Below are 22622 nucleotides of genomic sequence, written 5' to 3'. Positions count from 1 at the left end.
GTATTAGAACAGCGAGCCCGCTTAGAAGAGCAAGCCCGCTTAGAACAGAGAACCCTGCACCCTCACCCGCGTGAACTCCTGCGCCGGCTCCACCAGCACATTCCGCCACGCGGCAGTATTCACCAGGAACGCCGCGTCAGCATCGCCGGTGTGGGCGCTCAAAAACTGACCCGCCGCGCCCGTGCAGAAGAAGCCAGCCGCCCCGCTCTCAGTACCGGAACCACCCAGACCAGATTCACAGGGCGCCAGCGGTTCGGGCGATTGCGCGCGCAGAGCCGCATACGGGCGGTTCATGGCAAGCGACGGAATCCACGGCTCATCCAGGGCGGTGAGCGGCACCTCCGGGTCGGTACGTGCTAGTTCGGCGAGCGCTTCGCGGGCGCGGGCAACCGCCTCCTGATGGGCAACACGAAGCTGCGCACCGGGCAGCGGGTTCGTCCAGGCGCGGTACTTGCTCGCCACCTGCTTGACCTGCGGAATCTTCGCGAGGGCGGTCACGGCGTCCTCGGCGCGGCGAATGGCAAGGCCGTCAGGTGCAAGCGCAATGTAGGTGGCGGTGGCGACCGCCTGCTCATCCAGGCGGCGCGGGGTCGAATGCAGGGAGCTCGTGCCGACCTTGTGCGTGCCGTCGGGGAAGGTCGCGATGTAGAGGCGATGCTCCAGCATGGCATAGGCGCGCATGGATTCGGTGAGCGTTCCGGGGTACAGGTGCGCGCGGTGCAGGGCGGTAAATTCGTCGCGGGCGGTGCAGCGCGGGCACTGCTGGCCACGCTGGATGTGGGTGCCTTCGGGGCAGGGTACGCGGCGGATTCCCGCGGAGGCTCCCACGGATTCGGGGGCGGCGTCATTGCTCGTGCCGGTGGTGTAGCCGGCGCAGTAACGGTAGAGTTCCCCCTCGCTATCGCGCGGAATACGCAACCCCAGGTAGGCGCCGGGAGTCAACGGAATCTGGATGCGAACCCCGCTCGGAACGCCACGCTGCGCGGGGCTGTTTTCCTGGTTGGGGGCGCTCTCCCCCGCCGCTTGATATGCCCGGTTATGAGCTCCTTCAGCGACCCCTCCGGGCACGACCGGTTCCACCTCAATGAGCGGGCGGCGGTTGGACCAGCGGATCTGCCTCCAGATGAGCAGCTGCGGCGCGCCTGCAGAATCACCAGCGGCATCATGACCGGCACCGGCACCATTACCGGCGGCGGGCACAGCACTAAACTCGTCGAAAGCAGTCTCAAGCAGGTTGGGGTAGTCCATAGCATTCCACTCTAGCGGGTCTGGCGGGTTCTTTCTCGAGGGGTGGGGTGCGGTGCATCCGGGTATCACGTCTTCGGCGGCGCATCCTGGCGCAACGTCCCCGAGGGGCAAAAGCAGCGCCCTCGAAATGCAAAAAAGAGGCCAGCGTCCTTCACGCTGATCCGCACCCCTCGCAGTGTTGCCGTGCGTTCACGCACGACGGGGTGGGTTCTCAGCTGAGGCGCTGACCTCTGTGGTTGAGGCAGGGTGCTTACCCTGCCAAGCCCGAAAGCGATCGGTGACCGCTATTTTTCGGTGAGCTATGCGGTGTTTCTGGAAGCCGGAAGCTTCCCAACAGCGTCGCTGCATTTAAAACTTTGCCATATCCAATGGACATAACATCATTCAAATACGCGTCGACTGCCCAATCTGCGCATTTATGACGCAGAATTTCTGTGCACTAGCTGGCAAATTGAAGCAATTAGTGCAAAATTTCAAAATCACCAAGCCACCCAGACTATCTGACGGATGAGCCACGCCATCTAGCTGAGGCGGGCAAACCCCTCCGCAATCGCAGAGCGCATATCATCCAGCGTGCGAGACATGGTCTTCGTCTGAGCAATAATCGGCAGGAAGTTCGTATCTCCACTCCAGCGCGGCAGAATGTGCTGATGCAGGTGATCAGCAATGCCCGCGCCGCCCACCTTGCCCTGATTAATGCCAATGTTGAAGCCGTCATTATGCGACACCTCGCGCAGAACCTTCATGGCGAGCTGCGTCAGCTGCGCAATCTCCATGGTTTCAGCCTCGGTCGCATCATCATAGAACGGGATGTGGCGGTACGGGCAGACCAGCAGGTGACCGGGGTTGTACGGGTAGAGGTTGAGAATCACGAAGGCATGCTCGCCGCGGTACACAATCAGCGACTCCTCGTCACTGCGGCTGGGCGCGGTGCAGAAGGGGCAGGTCTTCTCGGTGTAGTCCTTCTGGCCGCCGCTCACGTAGGCGGTGCGGTGAGGGGTCCACAGGCGCTGGAACTGGTCCGGTGCGCCGGGCAGCTCGAAGGAATCCTGCACCGAGGCTGCGGTGCCGTGCTCGGGGGTCGTGTTCTCGCTCATAGTCCCATTCTATAGCCCACACGCGGCAACGGGAACGCCCCGCCCATCATGCGTGCCAGATATGAGATAACTCCCCCGGCAGCGCGCTTAGCTGTGCTGCTTTTCCAGGTGAATGATGCGGGTGGCACCCTCAAAGGTCATGGGGAAGCTCAGCACGCCGTCCTCCATGGTGAATTCCTTGGTCTCCTTATCGGAGGCATACGGCGCGCGGCTCAGCTTCGCACGATCCACGTGCGAAACGTAGCTGAAGCTGCCGGTCTTCGCCTCGAAAGTGCCAACCCAGAAGGGGGTTGCCAGCTCTTCGTGGTTCAGGTGGTAGGTGACCTCGATAATGCCGTCGTGAATGACGGCATCCATGTAGTTCTCAAGGTTGGTGGAGTCCTGCTGAACCCATGTGCCGTCCATGATTTTCTGCGAGCGCACAACGGCGGCAGAGGAAGGCATCGGCGCCGCGGTGAAGGCGGCCTGCTCCTGAGCATCCGGCGTATAGCTACCGGCACCCGCCGGCGCGGGGGTCTCAGTGGGCTGGGTCGCGGTCGGGTGAATCGACGGATCCTGCGAGGCATTAACCGCCGCCTTGATTCCGGTGCTGTCGTCGCCGGGGGCGGAAACAGCGCTGGGCTCGGCGGTTTCAAAAGCTGCGGGGTCAACAACCGCACTTGCGGAGGCGTTATTCGGTGCGGATGCGCACGCGGTGAGGGAGAGCGCGCCGAGTAGAGCGAGCGCGCCCAGAGTGGACTTAGGTGCCACGAAAGTGTCCTAACAGAGTATGTGTTTGAGTGAGTTTGTGAGTTGAGTGGTGCCTCCCCGTGAGTGAGGTGGGGATACGACGACACCCCCGTAGCGCATTGAGGCTACAGGGCGTTCGATAACCGGCACGGTAGATAGTTTATAGGCTCTGGCTAGGAGTTTCACCAGTGGCAGCCATTTTTAAAAGATAGTTTGGTCACATTAGACCTTAAGTTGAGGGGTTTTTCACGCACACGAACCCCAATTTGCACTCCGCGGGCTAATTTTGCCTCGACAAGGCAAAATATCCCGCACTGTGGTGTGGGCGGCAATTTTCTTGCCTTCGTCTTGCCTTCGCGTGGGCTCGGCACCCAAACCCACCGCTTCAACGGGTAGCGGTGTGGGTTTGAGTGCCGAGCCTCAACTGAACTGTTATATCTGCGCTGATGCCAGCGCTACCGCAGTCCAGCTACTGTTCGCAGGGTATTTGCGAGCGGGCTACTGCTTGCGGGAACGCAACGAGAACTTCTCACGAATAATCGTGAAGGTCTGGCGAGTCTCCTCCAGCAGGGCGACCGGCTCCTGCTCACGCACCGCAACCTCATGAGATGCCGAGGAATCGGCGGATTCCTCAGTAGGTGCGGCCTTCGGAGCATCTGCAGAAGCGCTCGGTGCGGCAAAACCGGCGGCACCGAAACCACCAGCCCTGAAACCTGCGCGGCGTGCCGCCTCCGCCTCCGAAGGAACCGGGTGCACACCGTCTTCATCCACGACCTCACGCAACGTGTAGTCGTGAGCTTCACGGCGCGCATACTCACGAGCCAGCAGGGCACGCAACTCAGAAATCTCCTGGCGAAGATCGTCCACGTCAGCCTTGGTTGCGGGGTACTCCTGCTCCTCCCTGCCACCGATCTTTTCGATAATCCAGCTGGCGAGCGCACCGGTCGCGACCGCGACCATACCCACGCCGTACAGCATGACGACCACGGCGATAACCCTGCCGATACCGGTGACCGGGTAGACGTCGCCGTAACCGACCGTGGCGAGGGTCGTGAACGTCCACCAGTAGGCGGTGGGCAGGTCACGAATCATCGCGCCCGGCTCGGAAGACTCCACCGAATAGATCGCCAGGGCGAACATGATGATGAAGATTGCGGTGTATCCGAAGAGCTTCACCGCCAGCTCCGAAAGCCTCTTGTACTGGCGGTTGGTGGTCAGGTGAATCATGGCGAGGAAGCTGACAATACGCCACGCGGGCAGCAGCACAATCGCCAGGTTCATCAGGTTATGCGTGATGAAGTAGAGTCGCCGCGGCGCCAGGTACAGGCGAATGCAGTAGTCGGCGGCGAATAGGCCCCACAGAATCAGCTGAAGGATGTTGAGGTACCCGTCGTACGGCTCCTGGATGCGCGTGCTCATGATGGGCGCGGCGAACGCGAGCAAGTACAGTACGGACGCCACGAACATGGGCCGGGAGGAACGCTCCTCCCACGCTGCTAGGTTCTTCTCACCGCGGTACTTGCTGAGCGTGCGGAATAAGCGGGTGCGCGGGGCAGGACGCGGCGGGTCCGTGACGGTGCGAGTGACCGTGCGGATGGTCGTGGTGTGCGTTTCAGGTTCGCCCGCGTCAATAATCTCGGCGGCACCATCAGGGCCACCCGGGGAGCCTGCTTTCTGGGTGCCCGCTTTCTGGTCGCCCTTGCCGTGCGGGTGATGCGTGGTGCGGGTGATGCGGCGTTCCTCGCGGTGCGTGCCGTCCGGCGCGTCGGTGGTGGCGTATTCTTCGACGACTTCTTCGTAGTCGTCATCAGGATCCAGGTCGGTGGAGTAGACGGAGTGGGTGCTGTCCAGGTGGGCGCTATCAATCTGCACGGCATCAACCTGCACTGCCTCCATGCGAGGAGCGGTAGCCTCTGCGGGGCTACTTGCTGCAGCACTAGTTTTGGCGGCACTGGATTCTGCCGGTGCCGACTGGGTATAACCAGCCTTTGCGGTATTCTCAGCGGCGGCTTCAGATGCGGTAGTTTCAGATGCAACAGTTTCAGGGCGCGCAGACGCACCCACCGGGCTGTTCTCCACCGACGCATTGGGTGCTGTGCCGTTCTTTACCGTGTTTTCTGCCTGGTTCTGTTCCGCCTTATCCATAGTGTGAATGATACTCCGCCTTGCAATCCTGCCCGACTATTTCTTTGCACTACAGTCTTTGCACTGTGAGCATTCAACCTGACACAATATGTGATGTACCAACCACGGTGGCCGTGTTGCCGATGCAGCGTTGTCGCCCCGCACATCGGAGTGCCTTATGCCTTCACCCACCACCGCTTTCTTCTTCCGCCTGCGGAACTTCCGTCAGCCGGGTTCCCGTCAGCTGAGTTTCCGTCAGCTGGGCGCGAGCCTGTGCCTCTCCGGTGCACTTACCGCCGCCCTGGGCGGATGCGCCACCTTGAACTCCTCCCCTTCTGCGTCTGCTGAGGCTTCGTCTACGCCGACTGCGGCGAGCCATGCGACGGCGCCGGTGCTTCAGGATTCTGAAGGTTTCCGCCTGTTTACGGGTCGCGGCCCCGTTGAGGAGGCGGTTTTTGAGGGCCCGGCGGCGCCCGCCTCCTATTCGTATGTGGAGTTTGAGCGTCGCGGTGAGCCGGAGGGCACGATGAAGGTTTCGGTTTCGGACGGTTCGGGTACTCAGGTTGAGGTGGTTGCTGGCGGTTCGGGTGAGGGTGCGGGCGTGTGGGTTCGTAATACGGCGAGCGCATCGGCGCCGAGCCCGTCTAGTTCCGGTCCTTCTGGTTCCGCTAAGTCTGCCGGTACGGTGAGTGTGCCGTATAGTTCGGCGCGTGTGACGGCTTCGACGTCGCAGTTGACTGATGATGCTGAGTGGATGGTGTCGGTTCGTGCGGCGGGTGTTGATTCTTCCGGTAAGTTTGAGGCACCTGATGGTGTGCCGTTGACGAGTCAGAGCGCGGAGGTTGGCGAGATTCAGATGCAGGGCAGCCGCGGTTTTGTGCACGATACTGTGTCGAAATCGGGCGGCAGTTCGGTTGCGGTTGAGAACCGTTCGGGTGCGAAGATGACGGTGTATTGTGCGGGTGTGGATCGTAAGAAGCGTAGTGTGCCTGCGGGTGGCCGTGTGTTTGTGGAGGATTTGGGGGTGCGTGCTTCGGCGGGTTCTCCCCTGTTTTGTGGTGTGGTGACGCCCGATAGTACTGCTAGCTGGAATGTTACGGCCCTCGGCGGCCGCGCCTAACAGTTCGACGTAGTACCAATAAATCCTACACAAGGGAAAACAGGTTCTCCCTACAACGATTATCTTTTGTAACAGAGGTATATTAAGAACGGACTACCCGCCGTTATCGATCAATGGAGATACCTATGACCGCTCAGTCACCCAACCATATTCAGGTTGTAGTGCCCAAGTTCTACGAGTTCATTCCGGCTATTCTGAACTACCTGGCCGACGGCCGCGAGCGCAGTAATAAGGAAATCTATGCCGCCGTTGCCGAACGTTCCGCGCTCTCTCCTGACCAGATGAAGGAGCTCATGTCGAACGGTCGACGCCTCGTGTACGTGGACCGCATTAGCTGGGGTCTCACCTACCTCAAGCAGTGGGGGGCCGTCGAATCGCCGGGCCGCGGCCGTCAGAAGATTTCGGACAAGGGCAAGAAGCTTACCGCTCAGTATCCTCAAGGTCTCCCTTCTGAGATTGTCGCGGAGATTGTTCGCAGCGTTAAGTCGAATTCCGCCTCGGAAACCCCGACTCAGCTGTCTAAGAGCGGCGCGAAGAATATCGCACCTAATGTAGCCCACAGCGCATCCGAACCGACGAACGTAGATGAGAACACTCCCCAAGAGCTCATTGATGAGAGTATTGCTCAGCTGGAGTCCGCGCTCGTGCACGATATTTTGGAGCGCGTACGTTCCATCTCTCCTAATGCTTTTGAACAACTGGTGATAGATGTTCTGCTTGCCATGGGATACGGCGGTGCCGAAGAGCGTGGTATTGTCACTCAGGCATCCCGCGATGGCGGTATCGATGGAGTTATCGACCAAGACGCACTAGGCCTGTCAAAGATTTACGTTCAGGCCAAGCGATACGGTGAAAAGAACACCGTAGGCCGACCGGCTATCCAGGAGTTTGTCGGTGCGGTACATGCAGAGGGCACACAGGGTGTTTTCATCACCTCGAGCTCTTTCACCACCGATGCTCGAGATTTCGCCAAGAAGCTCAGCGGCAGCACCTCAGTGGTCCTGGTGGATGGTGAACAGCTGGCCCGTCTTATGGTGAAGTATGGTATCGGCGTGCAGGTGGAACGAACCTACACCATCAAGAGGATTGACGAGGACTTCTTCGACGAAGCCTAAACGTTACACAAGCGTGGGGTGGAAAGCCTGTAGCTTTCTGCCCCACGCTTTCTTTTTGGTTACCAGCTGGAATGTTACGGCCCTCGGCGGCGGCGCCTAAGAGCAGCCGCGGCGTTCTGCGTGTGGTGGGTGCGCCTCCGCAAGCCCGGGCGTATTCCCCCGGAAAACCAGCAAATACGCGGCAAAAACGCGCATCGGCACGGTGTATAACCCACCCTCTTTATGGTGACAAGTAGTCGCCAAGCTTAGCCATAGCTAACAGGAAAAGACGGTGTTCAAGAGCAGATACTGGAATAAGGACAGCATTCACACCCTTCACCAGTAAGGAAGCAAGATCATGACCGTCGTGTCAAACACGTCCGAAGCACTCAAGTCCCCCTACGAGGACACCCTCAAGCGCCTACTCTCCGATGCGCGCGCCGAGGCAGTCGAATCCAGCGTCTCCGAACTCGAACGCCTCGCTATTGCACACGACGCATCCCACTACCTGCTCGTGCCCGCCGGTCTGGTCCGCCCTGACTCTGCCGAAGACGTCGCAAACATCTTCCGCGCAGCCGGCGACCTCGGCCTGCCGCTCACCTTCCGCTCCGGCGGCACCTCCCTCTCCGGCCAGTCCAGCGGTGACGGCCTGATGGTCGACACCCGCCGCCACTTCAAGAAGATCGAGGTCCTTGAAGACGGCAAGAAGGTGCGTGTGCAGCCCGGCGCGACCATCATGATGGTCAACAACTACCTAGCACCCTACGGCTACAAGCTCGGCCCCGACCCGGCATCCTGGTCCGCATGCACCATCGGTGGTGTGGTTGCGAACAACTCCTCCGGTATGTCTTCGGGTACCGCCTACAACACGTACAACACCCTCGACTCCATGGTGTTCGTGCTCCCCAGCGGCACCATCATTGACACCGCAGAACCGGACGCCGACCAGAAGCTACGCTCCCTCGAACCTGAACTTCACGAGGGCCTGCTGCGCCTGCGTAAGCGCGTCACCGAGAACCCCGAATCCATGGCGAAGATTCGCCAGCAGTACTCCATGAAGAACACCATGGGTTACGGCCTGAACTCCCTGGTCGATTTCGAGACCCCCGTGGACATTCTGCAGCACCTGCTGATTGGTTCGGAGGGCACCCTCGGTTTCGTCGCTTCGGCAACCTACCGCACTCTGCCGATTCTGAAGAACATTTCCACCGGCCTGCTCGTGTTCGACAACCTGATTGATGCTGCACGTTCCGTGCCCGAACTGGTTGCTAACAAGCTCGCTACCGTGGAGCTGATGGACGCCACCAGTATTCGTGTGGCTCAGCGTACCGGCCAGGCTGCGGAGGCGCTCGCCGCCATTGACGTGAAGGACCACGCCGCCCTGCTGGTTGAGTTCCAGGGCAACTCTGAGCAGGAGCTGAACGACCTGGCTGCCGCTGCGGCACCCATGTTTAAGAGCCTGCCGGTGGCTTCGCCGGTGTCGATGACCAGCAAGCTGTCTGAGCGTAACGCACTGTGGGCGGCACGCCGTGGCCTGTACACCACCGTTGCGGGTAACCGCCGTTCCGGCACTAACGCACTGCTGGAAGACGTGGTCGTACCCGTCGAGGTTCTGGGTAACACCTGCAGCGACCTGACCAAGCTGTTCGACGCACACGGCTACCAGGACTCCGTGATTTTCGGTCACGCGAAGGACGGTAACATCCACTTCATGCTGAACGAGCAGTTCCGCGACCCGAAGCAGCTGGACCGCTACCGCGACTTCACTGAAGAAATGGTTCAGCTGATTCTTGGTAATGAGGGCTCGCTGAAGGCTGAGCACGGTACCGGCCGTATTATGGCTCCGTTCGTGAGCCGCCAGTTCGGTGACGAACTCTTCGACGTGATGCGCCAGATCAAGCGCCTCATTGACCCGAAGGGCTTCATGAACCCGGGCGTTCTGCTGGTTGAGCCGGACACCGACTACGTGACCGACCTGAAGGTCGCCGAAACCGTTGAGGAAGAAGTCGACCGCTGCGTGGAGTGCGGCTACTGCGAGCCGGTCTGCCCCTCCCGCAACCTGACTTTGACCCCCCGTAAGCGTATTGTGCTACGCCGTGAGATTGCTGCCGCTGAGGCGAACGGCGACCACGAACTCGCTGAGCGCCTGCGTAAGGAGTACGAGTACTACGGCATTGAGACCTGTGCTGTGGACGGCATGTGCCAGACCCGTTGCCCCGTGAACATCAACACCGGTGACCTGATTCGCCGCCTGCGTTCTGAGAACCAGGACAAGCTGGCCGCTACCGGCTGGAAGATCGCCGCACAGCAGTGGGGCATCATGGATAAGGTCGCCGGTAAGTCGCTGACCGTGGCGAAGAAGCTGCCGTTCCCCGTGGTGCACGGCACCACCAACATTGCCCGCAAGGTCATGGGCGACGACATGGTTCCTTCCTACAAGAAGGACCTGCCGGTCGGTGGCCCGGCACGTAAGCCGCACAAGGACGCAACCGCTGAGATTGTGTTCTTCCCCGCCTGCGTGAACTCCATGTTCGGCGGTGTGGACGGCGACGGCAAGCACGACCCGGTCAACGCAACCCAGGCGTTCATCCGCCTGTGTGAGCGTGCGGGCGTGAAGTACCGCATCCCGGACAATATTGGCGAGATGTGCTGCTCCACCCCGTGGAAGTCGAAGGGCTTCACCGACGGCTACTCGATTATGAGCGACCGTGTGCTGAAGTCCCTGTGGGAGGCTACTGACGGTGGCCGTCTGCCGGTCGTGTGTGACGCTTCGTCCTGTACTGAGGGCCTTGAGGTGATGCGCGAGAAGGTTATTAAGGCGCTTGAGCACAAGATCGTGAACGGTCTGAAGCCGGGCGAGCCGGACTTCTCGCGTCTGCGCATGTACGATGCGGTGCAGTTTGCCGCCGACAACATGCTGGATAAGCTGACTGTGTCTGCTCCCCTGCCGTCGGTTGCGCTGCACCCGACCTGCTCCATGACTCACTTGGGTACTCAGCCTGCGTTTGAGAAGATTGCGAACGCGATGAGTGACGACGTGTACGTACCGAAGCACTGGGGTTGCTGTGGTTATGCGGGTGACCGCGGTATGCTGCACCCGGAGCTGACTGCGAGCGCTACGGAGGCGGAGGCTGCGGAGCTGAGCGAGCAGAAGCAGTTCGCCGCATACATTTCGGCAAACCGCACCTGTGAGCAGGGTATGACGGAGGCGACCGGCCACAGCTACCAGAACGTGTTGCAGCTGCTGGAACGGACTACTCGCTAAGGGCTGAGCGCGTAGCAACGGTATAAAGAAGGGACCCGGCGGGCTATCTGATGGATAGTCCGCCGGGTCCTTTTCGTCTATCTCGGTTCTTCTGGGCTTTTCTCTAGGCAATGACTAAGTGAGTTCCCAGCGCGTTCTGTGCAACTGCCTGCACCGAGCTCAGGTCGCTTTCTAGGACAACTGAGCCGTTCGGGATCATCTGTGCGTACTGCAGGAAGGTGCCGATTGTTAGGTCTTCGTGTGCGGTTTCTGGCTGGGTAACGCCAGATGCGCTGGCAACGGTTGTTACACCGCGTGAGTCTTGCCCGAGGTTTCGGACGCGTTCGGCTTGGATAATCTGGGCGTAGAGCGTTCCGTTGATTTCGGTGACGATGATGACGGCTGATTCTCCAGCAATGTTACGGGAGCGGCGGAAAACGTCAGCGACTTTCTCGCCGGGTGCAGCGGGGATGACGTGGCATTCTCCTCCGGCACGTTGAGCCGCTAGGGTTACGAGTGCGCGGTGTTCTGGATTGCGGCGGGCAGACAGGTTGAAGCGTCCCGCAATGCGAGCTCGTTCTTTCATCACTTCAATGCTTGCCATTCTTCAATCCTTTCAAATGCACCTTCTACGATAAAGGCTGTTGCTTCTTCGTAAGCGGCGTTGCTTTCCATAATACTATTCAGGGGTCGGTTCTCTTCGACCATGTAATAGCGAAGGCACAGGTATACCCGCGCAAGCACCGTGCTTGACCGCCGCCGTCGCGCAAAAAGATTGGGAACAACTAGGTGCGAGTACAGGATTTCAAACGAACCCTAGTGCGCTACCGTAGACACACCATATGGCACAGACACACAAAAGAGAGGTAGGGCTGACAATAGCCCTACCTCTAAGATGTTTTAAGATAGCACGGTTGACTAGTCATGATTCCTGAATGCAAAGAAGTACATGGTAGCCGATGCCAAACCCATACCTAAGGAAATCATAAGAACGTTTGGTGAACAAAGATTTCCCATTCCCTGAATCACTGTCAAGAACAGACAGGAAAGAGAAAATACGAGGATAAAAGCACCGATGCTCTGAAAAATAATACTTTTCATAATATACCTCCTTGGTTGCTTATAATGCACCTCGGCAGCTCCATGCAGCTACTGCCAGCTGAGCGGCCAAACCGGGAAGACCCCCAGCCCCCTTTTCTCAGTTGCAGCACCTATTTTCGACTATTAGATAGTCCAATAATCAATACCGCTATCGAGATGCCGTAGAGAATTCCAAGCACTAGGTCGCTGACAGTTGACACTGCGTTCAAGATAATTGCCAGGATCAAGAACAGCATCCCAACAGGAACATACTTATTCGACTTCATACGCTCGTGCTCCCTCAATAATCAACAGCGATACATCATTTTCGCAGACATCCAGCTACCCATTTTCTGAATGACTATGGACGTTCACCTTACTACTACACTAGCACTCTGGGGTTAAAAACTCCCTTCACAACACAACTTTCTTCACCCAACCTCCCCCTCAAAGCACACATAAAACCACCCCCTCCGCAAGTTGTTCAATATTTAAAAATCTCTATTTTACTAATGAAGTAAAAATATTGGTATTACAGTGAAACACAAAATATGATACAATAAAAAATTAATAGTTTGATTATTTATCAAAGGGCGGTAAGCATTATGAAAAATATTTATATGTATGTTCAAGATACTATGGCTGATTGGGAACATGGCTATTTGATGCATGCACTAAGTTTACAGGATATATTAGGAGAACCTAAAGTAAAATTATTAACGGTTTCTAAAGGGAAAAAGTCTATAAAAACTGCTGGAGGAATGACAATTGTTCCAGATTTTAATCTATATGATATAGATACTGCAAATACAGATGCTCTATTGCTTATCGGAGGAGATAGTTGGTTAAACAATGAGCAAGATGACGTTTTAGAACTTGCCTCTAAACTACTACAAGAAAATATCTTAGTTGGAGCTATCTGTGGAGCCACTTTGGGATTAGCCGAAAAAGGAATTTTAGATAATCGATATCATACAAGTAATGCTTCATTCTTTTTAAGCCAAATGAGCCAACATTATCGAGGACATAGTTATTACAAAGATGAGATTGCAGTTCAAGACGGAAAGCTTATTACCGCAAGTTCAGCCGGCTCTTTATTATGGGCTAAGTTAATTGTCGAGGAGTTGGGTCTGTATTCAAAAACTACAGTTGAAGCATGGTTTAATTATTTTTCAACGGGAGCCCCTCAATATTATGGGGAAATGATGAACTCTCTAGCAAAAGACGCATTGGAAAGATAATATGAAAAAGATTATTTTCCTTCGTGGAGTAACACCAACTGGTACCAATAGAATTCCCAAAATGTCTTATTTAGTAGAAATCCTAACAGAAGTTGGTTTTTTAAACGTTCAAACATATATTCAGAGTGGGAATATTATTTTAGAATCAGAGTTATCTGACGAAGAAATCAGAAAGTTAGTTCATGATACAATTTTGGATAAAATTGGAGCTGATTTATCAATAATTATCAAAGAAATTAACCAATTAGAGATTGCTATTCAAGAAAACCCATTTGATAATACTTATGATAGTTCTCGCGTTCATCTAGTTTTTACTAATGAACAGATTCCCGAAAGTACTCTAACAGAACTTAGTAGAGAGAATTTTGGAGATGAAGAGTTCTATGGTGGTCACGAGTGCTGTTACCTATATTTACCACGTGAAGCTCGAAAAAAACGTTTAAATACTAATTATCTTGAAAAAAAATTTGGAATTCGGATGACTATGCGAAAATTAAGTGTAGTTAATCGACTTTCAAAGTTTTAACCAGACAGAAAAGGATGGTCAAGTCCATACCACACAGACAAAAGAAGAGTTCTATCAATATTACGATCTAGATATGGCAGGCAAAGCCTATCATGAGATTGATTGAAGTAAGGTATACAAAGGAGAAGAACGATGATAGAAGAACGAATCCATGCTACAAAGCAGTATGTTAAAACTTTATTTGCTGATCGAGCGGATGGCCATGATGTAGAGCATACCCTTCGCGTCTATACCAATGCTATGAGAATCGCACAAGCAGAAGGTCTATGTGATATGGAGGTAGTGGGCTTGTCAGCTCTTCTTCACGATGCTGATGATGATAAATTATTTCAAACAGAGAATAATGCGAATGCTCGCACGTTTCTAGAAGAGATTGGTACTCCTCAAAACCAAATCGACCAGATTTGCCAGGTTATCAATGCTGTTTCTTTCAGCAAAAATCGCGGTAAACATCCAGAAACCATAGAAGGCAAGATTGTCCAGGATGCAGACCGCCTGGATGCGATAGGAGCTGTAGGAATTGCGCGAACTTTTTCCTATGGTGGCCACAAAGGGAGACCCCTTACTGATACCATTCAACATTTCCATGACAAGTTGCTCCTCTTAAAAGATGAAATGAACACGGAGACTGCCAAACAAATGGCAGAAAGTCGCCATCAATTTTTAATCACCTTCCTAAATGAACTAGAAAAGGAATTGTACTGAATAAAACATTGAAATTAACTTTTATAAAAGACTCATTTGAGAGGAAGATATGCTAAATCGACTATTACCCCCCATTTTAAGTTGTTCAATGCATTCAGACATCCTTATCTAAATCGAACAATTACCGGCACCTCCGAACGGCAAGGAACGTTAGCGCCATCGCTTACACTAGCACGAAGACACCCGCGCCTCCTCAAAGCAAACAAAAAACCACCCCCTCCGCAGCTTGTCGCCGCAAAAGGGGGTGGTTTCTATATATGAGCTAGACCCAGAAAGCCTAGTACTACTCAGCAGCCTCCGTGCTGGGCTTGGGGTCTTCGTTCACGCGGTTGCGGATATGCTCCACAATACGTGCCACAGCCTCATCCACGGGCACGCCGTTCTCCTGCTTGTTGCCGCGGAAACGGAACGAAACAGCGCCGTGCTCCGCATCCTCACCGCCAGCAATCAGAATGAACGGAACCTTCTCAGTAGACGCAGTACGAATCTTCTTGGTGAAGCGGTCCGAACCGTAATCCACCTCAACACGCACACCGTGCGCACGCAGCTTGTCCGCAATCTCGGTCATGTAGTCGTTGAACGCCTCAGCAACCGGCACACCAATGACCTGAACCGGTGCCAGCCACGCCGGGAACGCGCCCGCATAGTGCTCAGTCAGCACACCCAAGAAGCGCTCAATCGAGCCGAACTTCGCCGAGTGAATCATGACCGGCTCCTGCACGGTACCGTCCGCAGCCTGGTACTCCAGACCGAAACGGCTCGGCTGGTTAAAGTCGTACTGAACGGTCGACATCTGCCAGGTACGGCCAATCGCGTCCTTCGCCTGAACCGAAATCTTCGGGCCGTAGAACGCAGCACCACCCGGATCCGGGACGAGCTCCAGGCCGGTCTCCTTCGCAACCTGCTCCAGAACCGCGGTAGCCTCCTCCCACTGCTCATCAGTACCGATGAACTTATCCTTCTTATCTCCCTCAGTGTCACGGGTGGACAGCTCAAGGTAGAAGTCAGTCATGCCGAAGTCCTCAAGCAGGCTCAGCATGAACTTCAGCAGGTGACGCACCTCGTCCGGTGCCTGCTCCTTCGTCACATACGAGTGGGAGTCGTCCTGGCTGATCATGCGCACGCGGGTCAGGCCCTGCAGCACGCCGGACTTCTCGTCACGGTACACGGTGCCGAACTCAAAGAAACGCAGCGGCAACTCACGGTACGAACGGCCACGAGAACGGTAAATCTCGTTGTGCATCGGGCAGTTCATGGCCTTCAGGCGGTAGTTACCGTTATCCAGCTCCATGGAGGGGAACATGCCGTCCGCATAGTACGGAAGGTGACCGGAAGTGTAGAACAGGTCTTCCTTCGAAATGTGCGGGGTGCTGACGTACTGGAAACCCTCCTGAATGTGGCGGGTACGCACGTAGTCTTCCATCTCGCGCTTAATCACGCCACCCTTAGGGTGAATGACCGGCAGACCGGGACCAATGTTCTTCGGGAAGGAGAACAGGTCCAGCTCACGGCCCAGGCGGCGGTGGTCACGGCGCTCCGCCTCAGCGATGCGCTCCTTGTATGCCACCAGCTCGTCCTTAGTCGGCCAAGCGGTACCGTAAATACGCTGCAGCATGGGGTTCTTCTCAGAACCGCGCCAGTACGCGCCACCGGCACGCATCAGGGCGTAACCGTTAGCGATCAGCTTGGTGTTCGGCAGGTGCGGGCCGCGGCAGAGGTCCTTCCAGACGGTCTCGCCGGTCTTCGCGTTCACGTTGTCGTAAATGGTGATTTCACCCTCGCCGACCTCCACGGATGCGCCCTCGGCAGCATCCGCACCAGAACCGGGGCCCTGGGTCAGGGAGAGCAGCTCCAGCTTGTACGGCTCGTTCGCCATCTCGGCGACAGCCTCGTCGTGGGTGACCACACGGCGGCGGAACAGCTGACCGGACTTGATGATCTTAATCATCGACTTTTCGATCTTCTTCAGATCTTCCGGGGTGAACGGCTCAGCCACATCAAAGTCAAAGTAGAAGCCGTCAGTAATGTACGGGCCGATGCCCAGCTTGGCGTCCTTGCGGTACTCCTGCACCGCCTGCGCCATCACGTGCGCAGCGGAGTGGCGCAGAACGTTCAGGCCGTCCGGTTCGTGAATGAAAACCGGCTCAACGGAGTCGCCAGCAGACAGCTCGTGGGAGAGATCAACGAGCACGCCGTTCACGCGTGCCACAACGATCTTCGGGTCGTCAGCGAACAGCTCAGCGGCAGTCTTCGCGGTGACCTCGCGCTCCTCACCAGAAACGCTAATAACAATTGCTGAAGAATCAGCGGCAGACATAAGTCTCCTTAACTCAGGCGCAAGCGTGCCACTCTGGGCGCCGCCGGTGCGCATACTATTCCGCACTGTACTGGTGCACGGACACACACTATCTTACAACGGCTCCCAGGCAACGCTCAGCTTGAGGGCAAACTAGTCCGCATGATGCTCACGCGTATGCTCATACACGTCAACCACAATGTGGCTAATATGGTCGTCCTTCAGACGGTAAATGGTGGTGCGTCCCTGCTGCTCACGGTCAATCACGTGAGCCTCACGCAGGATGCGCAGGTGGTGCGAGGCGAGCGGCTGCGAAATACCCAGGCAGGTGTGCAGTTCGCTCACGCTGTGCGGGCGGTGCATCAGGTGGTGCGCAATCGCCAGGCGTAGCGGGTTCGCGAGCGCAGAGAAAATCGCGACGGATCCGCCGAACTGTTCCTCCCAGTCTTTGGGGCCGCTGCCTTCGAGGAGGGGCGCGTTGGTGGGTACCTCGTGGGTATGGTCCGATGCATGCTCATGGGCATGGTCAGTGTGGGTGGTGTTAGTTTCGGTCTGGTCTGTGTGCTGGCTCTGAGTCATAGTATTTTCACCTTATGTACAGGAAAGGGGGCACGTCAAGGAAGTTACGCCTGCGCGGCGTGCTTTCTTGACGTGCCCCTCTCCCCTAACTGCGCATCAGCTCGCGGGCATGCAACCCTAGCGGGCCCTTAGCGGTTAGCGACTGCCACCTGCAGGTAACCTTCAGCGGACTTTACGCCCTTGTCGGTCACTGCGCGGTAGCGGACCAGCGGCGCGAAGCCCTGCTTATTCTTAGCAGATACCGCAATGCCCTGGGTGCCGTCGGGCAGGGTCACCACACGGTAGGTGCCGTATTCATCGCTGTATGCGCTGACGGCCTGGCCGCGCTGGTTGAGCAGCTCGAGCTTCTTCACGGTTTCGCCGCGGCTGTATGCGCCGAAGGATGCTTCGTCGTTGTTCAGGACTGCCACGTTCTGGGTGGTGCCCGAGTACAGAGAGACGGAATCCTCACGTGCGATGGGGCTGTTCTTGTCGACCACGTGTACCTTCAGCGGAATCGAGTACAGCTGCGCGGCGGAGCCCCTCTTCGCCTTCACATCGGACATGCGTGCGGGTGCCTTGCCGGTGCGGTTCACGGTGATGTTCGTACCGTTGTCGCGGCGCAGATCCCAGGTGGTGCCGGTGACTTCGTGAGTGTTCAAATCGATCGAGTAAGTGCCGGTCTTGCCGTTGGAGGCAAAGCGGATGCCGGTCTCCGCGCTGGAGAACTGGCCGCCAGCAGTGTTGACCTTCTCCTTGTTGACCCAGCGGCTGGGGCGGAAGTTCGGGGTCTGCTCGATTTCCTGGAAGTTGTAGTCGCGGGCGTAACGGTAGTTCGGGGAAACCTTGTGCGACTGGTGAACGCTCTGCGCGACTGCGGTTTCGCCGGCGTAGACGGTGGCGTGGTGCTCGGCGGGCTGGTAGAACACGCCGGAGCCGGTGCCGGTCTTGCCGTAGGAATCCGAGGGGTACTTGAACTTCACGGCGTCCGAAGCCTGGTTCACTGCCGCGTTCTGAGTCTCGGCGTCGCTGATGCGCACGGCCTTGGGGGTGCGCACGGCGGAGCGGCGCACGGTCACGGGGCGTGCAATCTTGTGCGCGTCAGCGTTCGAGTCGGCAGCCTGGTTGTTGCTCTGCGGCAGAACCTGGGTGCCCTCGCGGCGTGCAGTGTTCTCAGCGGACTCGGTGTAGTTCACGGGCATCCACTGCACCTGCTGCCAGGGGAACTGGTTGCCGGTGAAGCCGCTGGGCACGAAGTTCGCGAACATTGCCGCCAGCTGCGGGTCTTCCTTATACACGTTCTTACCCTGGCGGGCGTAGGGCGCGTAGGAGCTTGCCGCCTCCAGGTTGAATGCGTTGGTGAAGAGGTTGTGGTCCGTGAGGATGAAGCCGTATTCCTTCATTGCGGTCAGGATCATGCGGGTGAGCTGGTCGTCAGCGTGGCCGGTGTTTGCCAGGTGCTCTTCCACATCAAAGCTTGCGGGCAGGAAGCCACGCTGACCTGCGCGGGGTGCGTTCGGGTACTTGCTCGCGTCAATCTTGCCGTCGGTACCCTTCGCGGGGAAGGAGGAGACCAGTGCAGCGTAGTCAGCCGCGGTGATGGACACCATGTGGTTGATCTTGCCGGCCTTGAGCTCGTCCACACCAATCTGGGTGAGCTCATTTGCCAGGCCCACCACGGAGGAGGTGCCGTTCTTGAGGGTCAGCCAGTAGTTGTCTTCGCCCACGCCGCCGAAGTTCGGCTTAGCGAGCATGTAACCGCCGGAGGACACGTGGTAGGTTGCCGGGTAGTCAACCGCCACGGGAATGTCCACGGTGCCGCGGGTGCCTGCGGGAATCTTGTAGGTGATAACGCCGGTGTTCGCGTCGATGGACGCGCCGGGTACGTTCTTTGCCAGGCGGAACTTCGCGCCGCGAGCAATCGGGTAGGAGGTGCGGGCATTGCCGGACTTCGCGTCGATGCTCACGGGTGCGTTGATGGTGACGGTCTGACCTGCGTTGCCGCGGCCGACGTTGTCGTACTGAATCTTTGCGCTCTTGGGGGTGGATACGTTGCCGCCACCCACCTGCACACGGGCGGTGCTGGTGTAGGTCTGTGCGTCTGCATCCTTGACGAACTTGAAGTAGGAGCGCCAGATGCCGGTCGCTTCGTCGTAGAGGGCGACGGACTGGTCGCCAGAGAGGCCGTGGTCCTCGGCAAGCCACTTCGGGATCGGGACGCCGCCGGTGAGGATGCGCTTGTTCTCTGCATTGGCGTTGACACGGCCATCGCGGGAGACGACCTCGACGTACTCCTGGTGCGGGTTCGCGGAGTTCACGGCGAGGGTCGGGATATTCTCGTGGCCGCCAACGGTCTGGGCGCGGTCCTTCTTCACAGTGCCCGCGTTGATGGCGGTGGTGATGGGGTGGTTACCCGCATCGGCACTGTATTCGAGGAAGGTGCGGCTGATTTCGCTGCTATTGGCTACGACGGCTTCGGTGCCGGTGAGCTTCTTGGCGGCGAATGAATCACGGGCGAGCTTACCACTGAGGGGCGAGGTGTTCTCGGTGGTGGTCAGCTGCGCCTTAGTGAGGGAGGAGTTAACCGGTGCGAGGGTCGCGATGCTCTGTGCCTTCTGGTCGGGGTTCCAGTAGCAGGTCGGACCGGGCGCCACGTTGGTGAGGTTCGCCAGGGTCGGCACGGTGCGGTAGCCTGCGTCGACGCAGGTGGTACCGGCTACGTTACGGGTGGGGGCGGTTGCACCGAAGGTCGCGGGGAGGTTCGCGCCGGTGATGACGGTTGCCAGTGCTGCGGAGGCAGCGATGGTGGCACGGCGGCGGTTTGCCGGGCGCTGTGCCGGGTTTTTGGATGCAGTTGCGGTCATGTTTTTCTTTCGTTCGTGTCGGCTTATTTGAGTGAGTGCGTTTGTATGAACAAACACGGACGTGAGTGAAATATGCATCTGAGGGTGTGCCCGGGTGGGTCCTAATCTTCTGGCAGGAGTTCTCAGGAAACTCTCAGATAATCCCCATACCCTACATAGTCTTTTGGGTGAACGCAAAACGAGTTTGTGATTTTGGGCACCGATTTTTTGATAAAGGTTCAGGTTTAGAGTCACATCTCCTTGCACCTTTGTGCATTTATTGGTGTTTGAAGACGCAGAATTTGCACCGCAGTGTTTAGGCTTTACTCCTAGTCAAGCGATGATGATGTGAAGAAAACGAAAAATGCGCACGGGGAACTAAACCTTAAACCTTAAAATTCCCCAAAAGACGCGCCAAAACTCCCTGTTGAATTTCTCACAGGTGACCACAATCTGAGATTCTGCACCGAGAGCAGATAGCACCCCATGCACCGAGACGGGCACCCAGCCACCCCTCAAAGAGCAATTTTCTGGTAACCATCACCCAACAGGGGCACCCTGCGCTTCACCTCGCTGACCCCTCAAAACCCACGTAAAACCCTAAAATTCACGTAAAAGTTCAAAGTTTCTATGTGTTTGTCAGTGTGTAACCATGCAAACACACCACGCCCCCACTCGAGGTGCTGCACGCAGCTCCCAGCAACGACTCCAAGCCGCCCACCGGGGGCTTTATCAATGCAAAAAAGTACTCCGCATGTGCCTTAAAAACACATGCGGAGTGCATATATATTCACCTATAGCTACCGCGGGTGCGCCCCGCAGCAGGTATCGGTAGCCCCCCCCAGCGTGGGTTCACGTGGGTTCAATAGCGATTACTCACAGAGCTACCGGATAGCTACAGGGCGCCCGCCTCCGAGCAGACATTCACCAGCTCACCAATGCCCTCAATGCGGGTGCGCACCGTCTGCCCCGGCTTCAACCACTGACGCGGATGCAGCGATAAACCAACCCCGGCGGGAGTACCCGTCGCCACCAGGTCACCCGGCTCCAGGGTCATAAACCGCGAAATATAGGACAGCAGCTGCGCCGGAGTGAACACCATATCCGCCGTCGTGCCGCGCTGACGCACCACACCATCCACCTCACAGACCAGCTCCAGACCGGCAACCGGGTCAACCTCATCGGGGCTCACAATCACCGGACCAAACGGAGTCATCGCATCCCAGTTCTTACCCTGGAACCACTCCGAGGAACGACCCTGCCAGTCACGCACCGACACATCATTCATGACCGTGTACCCCATCAGAGCCTCAAGTGCCTGCTCCTCCGTGGCATTACGCAGGCGAGCGCCCACGACCAGGCACAGCTCAACCTCCCAGTCGACCTTCGTGCTGCCGGTGCCGTCGGCGGCGGGCATGCGGATCTGCTCGCCGGGGCCAATCAGCGCGTTCGGGAACTTCGCGAACAGCGCCGGATGCTCAGGCACCTCAAGGTTCATTTCCGCGGCATGGTCGCGGTAGTTCAGGCCGGCGCACACAATCTTGCCGGGCTTATCCAGCGGGCGAATAAAGGGTAGGGAGTTCCACAGCTCCTCGCCGTGACCCATGACGGTCGCGCCGTTCTCCTTCAGGATCGCCACGGCGTTCTTCGGGTCGCCAAAGTTCAGCCGGAACCGGCTGTAGAAATTCAGTAGCGGGCTAAGCTTCGCCGGAAGCTCGTACACGGTCTCTTCGAAGAAGCAGACCGCGCGGCTGCCCTTCGAGTCTTTAATCTGTGCCCAACGCATGGATGCTCCTTCGCTTCAGGTGGGGGTAAAAACGGAATAAAAGTTTAGGGGTGGGGTTTAGGCCGCTGGGAGCAGACCCGATAGTCGCTCCGTCAGATGGGTAGCCTAGTGAAAACCGTTTTGGGCGTACACCTCAACGATGGCGTCTTCCAGGTCTTCCATGAGCAGGGCGGGGTTTGCATCCTGCGCCGCGCCAACCGTAGCGGGGTCCAGGTCCATGCCGAGGGCACGGTACACATCCGCGGTGACCGCCCGCAGCGGCGCAGAGTCGGAGACCACGATGCCGGTGCTGAACCACCAGCCGCCGGTCACCACACGCTGGGCGGTGCCGACCAGTTTAATGCGGCCACCACCTGCGGAGGCGGGAAGCTGCGCGTGCACCGAATACTCGCCGGGGCAGTACTCCCCCGGAATCTCGCCCATGCGCGCATCCACACCGACCTCGCGGAGCGCCTGCGCGTACATGGAACCGAAGAGTTCGTAACGTAGGGTGTTACCGCTGCGGGCGTCGGAGGCGGGCTGAAAATGGTCCACGACCAGGCACCCCTGATGGTAGGCGGCGGCGTGCCCGCCGACCTTGCGCACCAACACTTCAAAACCGTGCTTGGCGCACGCCGCGGAGGCCTCCGCGAAGCCGGGGTTCAGTTCGTCACGGCGGCCGAACGCGACCGTCGGGTTCGGCTGATACATGCGTAGGGTTGCTTCACGCTGCCCGCTTGCCACCTCGCGGAGCATCTGCAGCGTCTGGTCGTGGTGAATGAGGATATCGCCGGATTCGGGGCCGGTCTCTCGAATAATCTGCACGTTCCTATTTTACGGTTACGCCCGCCACAGCTCCTACGTCTCCCCACAATGGAAAACGCCCACCCGGGTAGCTAAAACCTAGTAATCCCCCTCCCCCTCCGCTAGGGTAGAAGAAAATCCTAAAGCA

At 57.4% G+C, this 22622-nt stretch carries 16 protein-coding genes; 6 read left to right on the top strand and 10 right to left on the bottom strand.

Annotated elements, in window-relative coordinates; translation table 11 throughout:
- Nucleotides 1-39: 39 nt before the first annotated feature.
- From HMPREF2712_RS06775 to HMPREF2712_RS06760, 4 genes are all read right to left on the bottom strand, one after another.
- Nucleotides 40-1248: a hypothetical protein gene (locus HMPREF2712_RS06775; protein WP_070819577.1), complete on the bottom strand. Its 1209-nt coding sequence runs from the start codon at nucleotides 1246-1248 to the stop codon at nucleotides 40-42.
- A gap of 521 nt (nucleotides 1249-1769) precedes the next feature.
- The gene (locus tag HMPREF2712_RS06770) at nucleotides 1770-2345 is read right to left on the bottom strand and encodes an HIT family protein (RefSeq protein WP_070819576.1); all 576 of its coding nucleotides are present in this window, start codon (nucleotides 2343-2345) and stop codon (nucleotides 1770-1772) included.
- A gap of 87 nt (nucleotides 2346-2432) precedes the next feature.
- On the bottom strand, nucleotides 2433-3095 hold the full coding sequence (locus HMPREF2712_RS06765; RefSeq protein ID WP_070819575.1) for a hypothetical protein: 663 nt from the start codon (nucleotides 3093-3095) through the stop codon (nucleotides 2433-2435).
- 477 nt (nucleotides 3096-3572) lie between these two features.
- Nucleotides 3573-5219 (bottom strand): potassium channel family protein, encoded by a 1647-nt coding sequence (locus HMPREF2712_RS06760; RefSeq protein ID WP_070819574.1) that lies wholly within the window; start codon nucleotides 5217-5219, stop codon nucleotides 3573-3575.
- Between the two features lie 157 nt (nucleotides 5220-5376).
- On the opposite strand from HMPREF2712_RS06760, the gene HMPREF2712_RS06755 reads away from it, so the two are divergent.
- The 3 genes from HMPREF2712_RS06755 to HMPREF2712_RS06745 all read left to right on the top strand — a co-directional run bounded on the left by HMPREF2712_RS06755 (nucleotide 5377) and on the right by HMPREF2712_RS06745 (nucleotide 10677).
- The gene (locus HMPREF2712_RS06755; protein ID WP_070819573.1) at nucleotides 5377-6318 is read left to right on the top strand and encodes a hypothetical protein; all 942 of its coding nucleotides are present in this window, start codon (nucleotides 5377-5379) and stop codon (nucleotides 6316-6318) included.
- Nucleotides 6319-6443: 125 nt separating this feature from the next.
- Entirely contained in the window at nucleotides 6444-7433 is a 990-nt protein-coding gene (locus HMPREF2712_RS06750; RefSeq protein ID WP_070819572.1) for a restriction endonuclease, read from the top strand.
- Between the two features lie 337 nt (nucleotides 7434-7770).
- Nucleotides 7771-10677, top strand: coding sequence for an FAD-binding and (Fe-S)-binding domain-containing protein (locus tag HMPREF2712_RS06745; RefSeq protein ID WP_070819571.1), 2907 nt, complete (start codon nucleotides 7771-7773; stop codon nucleotides 10675-10677).
- Between the two features lie 103 nt (nucleotides 10678-10780).
- Here HMPREF2712_RS06745 and HMPREF2712_RS09180 read toward each other — a convergent pair whose 3' ends face one another.
- Nucleotides 10781-11260, bottom strand: a complete 480-nt coding sequence (locus tag HMPREF2712_RS09180) for a hypothetical protein (RefSeq protein WP_239665140.1) — start codon at nucleotides 11258-11260, stop codon at nucleotides 10781-10783.
- Nucleotides 11261-12311: 1051 nt separating this feature from the next.
- Here HMPREF2712_RS09180 and HMPREF2712_RS08960 point away from each other — a divergent pair.
- The 3 genes from HMPREF2712_RS08960 (at nucleotide 12312) to HMPREF2712_RS06730 (ending at nucleotide 14208) form a co-directional block, all read left to right on the top strand.
- The gene (locus tag HMPREF2712_RS08960) at nucleotides 12312-12977 is read left to right on the top strand and encodes a DJ-1/PfpI family protein (RefSeq protein WP_210401012.1); all 666 of its coding nucleotides are present in this window, start codon (nucleotides 12312-12314) and stop codon (nucleotides 12975-12977) included.
- A gap of 1 nt (nucleotide 12978) precedes the next feature.
- Complete coding sequence (locus HMPREF2712_RS08955; RefSeq protein ID WP_080975030.1) at nucleotides 12979-13503, top strand: DUF1697 domain-containing protein; 525 nt, start codon at nucleotides 12979-12981, stop codon at nucleotides 13501-13503.
- Nucleotides 13504-13635: 132 nt separating this feature from the next.
- Complete coding sequence (locus tag HMPREF2712_RS06730; protein WP_049347345.1) at nucleotides 13636-14208, top strand: HD domain-containing protein; 573 nt, start codon at nucleotides 13636-13638, stop codon at nucleotides 14206-14208.
- Between the two features lie 283 nt (nucleotides 14209-14491).
- Here the strand turns inward: HMPREF2712_RS06730 and thrS are convergent, their stop codons facing one another.
- The 5 genes from thrS to HMPREF2712_RS06705 all read right to left on the bottom strand — a co-directional run bounded on the left by thrS (nucleotide 14492) and on the right by HMPREF2712_RS06705 (nucleotide 22495).
- Nucleotides 14492-16525 carry a threonine--tRNA ligase gene (gene thrS / locus HMPREF2712_RS06725; RefSeq protein ID WP_070819570.1) on the bottom strand — a complete coding sequence of 678 codons (2034 nt, stop codon included), beginning with the start codon at nucleotides 16523-16525 and terminating at the stop codon, nucleotides 14492-14494.
- 132 nt (nucleotides 16526-16657) lie between these two features.
- A complete protein-coding gene (locus tag HMPREF2712_RS06720; RefSeq protein WP_049350122.1) occupies nucleotides 16658-17083 on the bottom strand; it encodes an ArsR/SmtB family transcription factor in 426 nt (141 codons plus the stop codon).
- Nucleotides 17084-17211: 128 nt separating this feature from the next.
- Entirely contained in the window at nucleotides 17212-19926 is a 2715-nt protein-coding gene (locus HMPREF2712_RS06715; protein ID WP_070819569.1) for a Rib/alpha-like domain-containing protein, read from the bottom strand.
- Nucleotides 19927-20800: 874 nt separating this feature from the next.
- Complete coding sequence (locus HMPREF2712_RS06710; protein ID WP_005505816.1) at nucleotides 20801-21691, bottom strand: fumarylacetoacetate hydrolase family protein; 891 nt, start codon at nucleotides 21689-21691, stop codon at nucleotides 20801-20803.
- Between the two features lie 105 nt (nucleotides 21692-21796).
- The gene (locus HMPREF2712_RS06705; RefSeq protein WP_070690726.1) at nucleotides 21797-22495 is read right to left on the bottom strand and encodes a lipoate--protein ligase family protein; all 699 of its coding nucleotides are present in this window, start codon (nucleotides 22493-22495) and stop codon (nucleotides 21797-21799) included.
- Between the last annotated feature and the right edge of the window lie 127 nt (nucleotides 22496-22622).

The sequence above is a fragment of the Rothia sp. HMSC064F07 genome, from assembly GCF_001837265.1.
GTDB lineage: Bacteria > Actinomycetota > Actinomycetes > Actinomycetales > Micrococcaceae > Rothia > Rothia mucilaginosa.
Note: the sequence above shows the minus strand (reverse complement) of the source record. Positions and strands in the feature narration are given on the sequence as shown.